Here is a 3,849-nt window from a genome sequence, read left to right as displayed (position 1 = left end):
GCCACGAAGCGTGCGAACTTCTTGATCTGTCGCGTTGAGCCGAGTCAACAGCGTGCGGAGATTTTGTGCCACGACGGCTTTGCGATGGGCCGGATTGAAAAACCCGCTGGCCTCCAGTTCGCGTTCCAAATGTTCAAAAAGGCCAATGAGTTCTTCTTTCGTCGCCGGTCTGTCGCGGCCCATGTAGAGGCCTTCGCTCAATGGCTTTTCGAAGGTCGTGACACGCCCGAGACTGCGGCCGGGGTCGCCGCGCATCCACTCGTAGCCGATAAGCAGCACCGCCTGAGCAAGGTTAAGAGAGGCAAAGCGCGAATTAACCGGAATCATAATAAAGGCGTCGGCGTTGGCGACCTCGCTCGTTTCGAGGCCATTGCGCTCGCGCCCAAATAGAATGCCGCAGCGCTCGCCGCGGCCGATCCGCTTGCGAACTTCCGCGATCGCCTGCTCGGGCGTCAGGACAGGCTTCCTCAAATCGCGCTGGCGTGCCGTGGTCGCGCCGATCCAATTCAGATCGGAGATGCTCTCGTCGAGTGTCGCGAAAGCGCGCGCATCGTCGATGATGTAGTTCGCCCCGGAGGCGGCGATGCGGACCTTCTCGTTCGGCCAACCGTCGCGCGGGTGGACGAGCCGAAGGTCGTCGATACCGAAATTTGCGCAGGCCCGCGCCACCATGCCGATATTGTCGGCGAGCTGCGGTTCCATCAGGATTATCGACGGCGTTTCGCCTTCCGCCGCCACCGCTTCGCCCTGCATGTGAGCGCGGCGGATGCCGTGTCGCAATTTGCGAATGACGCGACGCGCCCAGAACCAATAATTTTCACCCGACCACTGCTTGGCCAGGCTTTCGATGCACGGTGTCGTGACGGTCTCAGTGCCCTCGCCTTTGAGGCGCACGCGGCCGTCACCGACGATGATTTCCTTCTTGCTCAAGATGAACTGATCGAGCGTCTCGATGCCTTGCACTTCCGTGCGCCGCTTGCAGCCAGGACAGGTGACCTGATCCTCGACGCACTTGAGGCTGGCGCAGTATTGCAGCACGGGTTCGAGAGTGGCGCGCGTCAACCCTGGGATGGCAAGCGCCGCGAGCCCCTGGTCGATCGATGCGGAATGGCAGGCGTGGACCACCTCGGACACGCGGGTGTCGCGTGGCCCGAGCACGGGCTCGCCGGCGCAGGTGCGAACCTCGGGGGGCGCTTCGTGCTGTGCCGTCTCGACGTCCAAATATACCTCCGATGGCAACACCTAACCGGCGTCGCGCCAAAATTTGCCGGTGACATCGAGTTGTCGAGCCACGTCTAATCGTTTGGTAATGACAGGGTGACAATATCCCGGCTTCGTCAAGGCCGTCCCGCCCCCGGAGACACCGGGACGCGGTGCCGCCCACCCGGCCTAGGGTTATGCCGCCGATGTCTGTCGACAAGCCGTCAATCATCGCGATTGTTTTCATCGCGTTTTGGGCGCTGGCGCTCGCGACCGGCGTAACGTCGGCCGACGGCTGGATCACGAATTCGCAAGGGGTGGCGGTCGACGGCGACTACATCGGGGTCTACACGGCCGGCAAATTCACTCTGCAGGGCGAGCCACTCGCTGCCTACGATTGGGTGCGTCACGAAAGGGCACAGCACGAACTCGACGGCAATCCGAACGGCGCTTTCTTCCCGTGGCCATATCCCCCGAGCTTTCTCTTCGTCGCGGCGTCGCTGGCACTGCTGCCTTACTTCCTATCGATGCTGACCTGGACGCTGGCGACGTTTGCCGCGTTCACCGCAGCGATCGCGCGCATCAGTGCCACCCGGCGCGATCTGCTGCTGATGCTTGCCACGCCGGCAGCGTGGCTCAATCTCTACATCGGGCAGAACGGTTCGCTGACGGCAGCCCTCATCGGCTTCGGCCTCATCCTGTTGCCGGCGCGGCCTGTTGCGGCCGGAATTTGCATCGGCCTGTTATCGGTAAAGCCGCACCTCGGGCTTCTCATTCCCGTGGCGCTGCTGGCGGGCGGCTACTATCGCGCTTTTGCATCCGCGGCGCTGACTGTCGTGGCGTTGGCGCTAGTCACCACCGTGGCATTCGGCATCGAGCCGTGGCTCGCGCTCCCCGACCAGCTACAGCGCGTCGCGATGCTCGCCAAGACCACGACATCGACGACAAAAATCCAAAGCGCTTTCGGAATGGCGCGCAGCCTCGGCTTATCGGCGGATCACGCACTCTGGCTGCAAGGCGCCCTCGTCGCGGTGCTCGCTGCGGCGATCGCCTGGCTCTGGAGCCGGCGCGATGTCGGTTTCGACCTCAAGGCCGCCGCCTTGGCCGCCGCGATAACGCTCGCGAGCCCGTACCAATTCGTCTACGACCTCGTGATCCTGACGATTGCGCAGGCCTTCCTGCTGCGCCATTGCGCCAGAGCGGGTACCGATGCCGTCGAGACCTATGGCCTCATCGTCGCGAACGTCCTCGTATTACTTTTTGTGACGACACCCGTGCCGCTCGGCGTCGTCGCGAGCGCCGTCGTCATGGGACTGATCTTGAGGCGCGTACGGCTCGACCGGCGTGCGGGACAATCGCACAATGCCTGCCCCGCTTCGGCGCTGCCCTTCGCGGGGGCTTGAAACGGCCGTCGATCTGCCCCACCACTGCGGCGACGCTTCACTTCTTCAGCGAACCTCGGGCCACTATGGTCTCGCGCTGACCCGATCATTTCCCACCAGATCCGCGAGATTTTTCGATGCAGAAGATCAAAGTCGAAGGCACCGTCGTCGAGCTTGACGGCGATGAGATGACCCGCATCATCTGGAAGCTGATCAAGGACAAATTCATTCACCCGTATCTCGACGTCAAACTCGAGTACTACGATCTCGGCATCGAGAGCCGCGACAAGACCGGCGATCGGATCACCATCGACGCCGCCAACGCCATCAAGAAACACGGCGTAGGCATCAAGTGCGCGACGATCACGCCCGATGAAGCGCGCGTCAAAGAATTCAACTTGAAGGAGATGTGGAAGAGCCCGAACAGCACGATCCGCAACATCCTCGGCGGCGTCATCTTCCGCGAACCGATCATCTGCAAGAATGTGCCGCGGCTCGTGCCGGGCTGGACCGAGCCGATCATCGTCGGCCGTCATGCCTACGGCGACCAGTACCGCGCCACCGACTTCAAGTTTCCCAGCAAAGGCAAGCTGACAATCAAATTCACCGGCGACGACGGCGCGGTGATCGAAAAAGAAGTTTTCAACGCCCCTGGCGCCGGCATCGCGATGGCAATGTACAATCTCGATGCCTCGATCCGGGAATTCGCCCGGGCGTCGCTCAACTATGGTCTGGCGCGCAATTATCCCGTCTATCTTTCGACTAAGAACACCATCCTCAAAGCCTATGACGGCCGTTTCAAGGACATCTTTCAGGAAATCTACGAGCGCGAGTTCAAGCAGAAGTTCCAGCAGGCCGGCATCACGTACGAACACCGGCTGATCGATGATCTGGTCGCTTCAGCGCTGAAATGGTCCGGCGGTTTCATCTGGGCGTGCAAGAATTACGACGGCGATGTGCAGTCCGATCTTGTCGCGCAAGGATTCGGCTCGCTGGGTCTGATGACCTCGGTGCTGATGAGCCCGGATGGGCGCACGGTCGAAGCGGAAGCAGCGCATGGCACGGTCACGCGGCACTACCGGGAGCACCAAAAAGGCAAGGCGACCTCCACCAATCCGATCGCCTCGATCTTCGCCTGGACGCGTGGGCTGTGGTACCGCGGCAAGTTCGACGGCACTCCCGAGGTCCAGCATTTTGCGGAGACGCTGGAGCGCGTCTGCGTGGAAACGGTCGAGCAAGGATTCATGACCAAGGATCTGGCGATCCT

At 61.8% G+C, this 3,849-nt stretch carries 3 protein-coding genes; 2 read left to right on the top strand and 1 reads right to left on the bottom strand.

Annotation, left to right across the window (positions count from 1 at the left end; genetic code table 11):
- On the bottom strand, window positions 1-1,221 hold a 1,221-nt coding region (locus VN623_RS02545), incomplete at its 3' end, for an RNA methyltransferase (protein WP_325567801.1).
- Window positions 1,222-1,406: 185 nt separating this feature from the next.
- On the opposite strand from VN623_RS02545, the gene VN623_RS02540 reads away from it, so the two are divergent.
- A complete protein-coding gene (locus tag VN623_RS02540; RefSeq protein ID WP_325567799.1) occupies window positions 1,407-2,603 on the top strand; it encodes a glycosyltransferase family 87 protein in 1,197 nt (398 codons plus the stop codon).
- 116 nt (window positions 2,604-2,719) lie between these two features.
- On the top strand, window positions 2,720-3,849 hold a 1,130-nt coding region (locus VN623_RS02535; RefSeq protein ID WP_325567797.1), incomplete at its 3' end, for an NADP-dependent isocitrate dehydrogenase.

This window comes from Hyphomicrobium sp. (genome assembly GCF_035572195.1).
In the GTDB taxonomy this organism is placed as follows: domain Bacteria; phylum Pseudomonadota; class Alphaproteobacteria; order Rhizobiales; family Hyphomicrobiaceae; genus Hyphomicrobium_B.
This window is presented reverse-complemented; position numbering and strand designations above follow the sequence as displayed.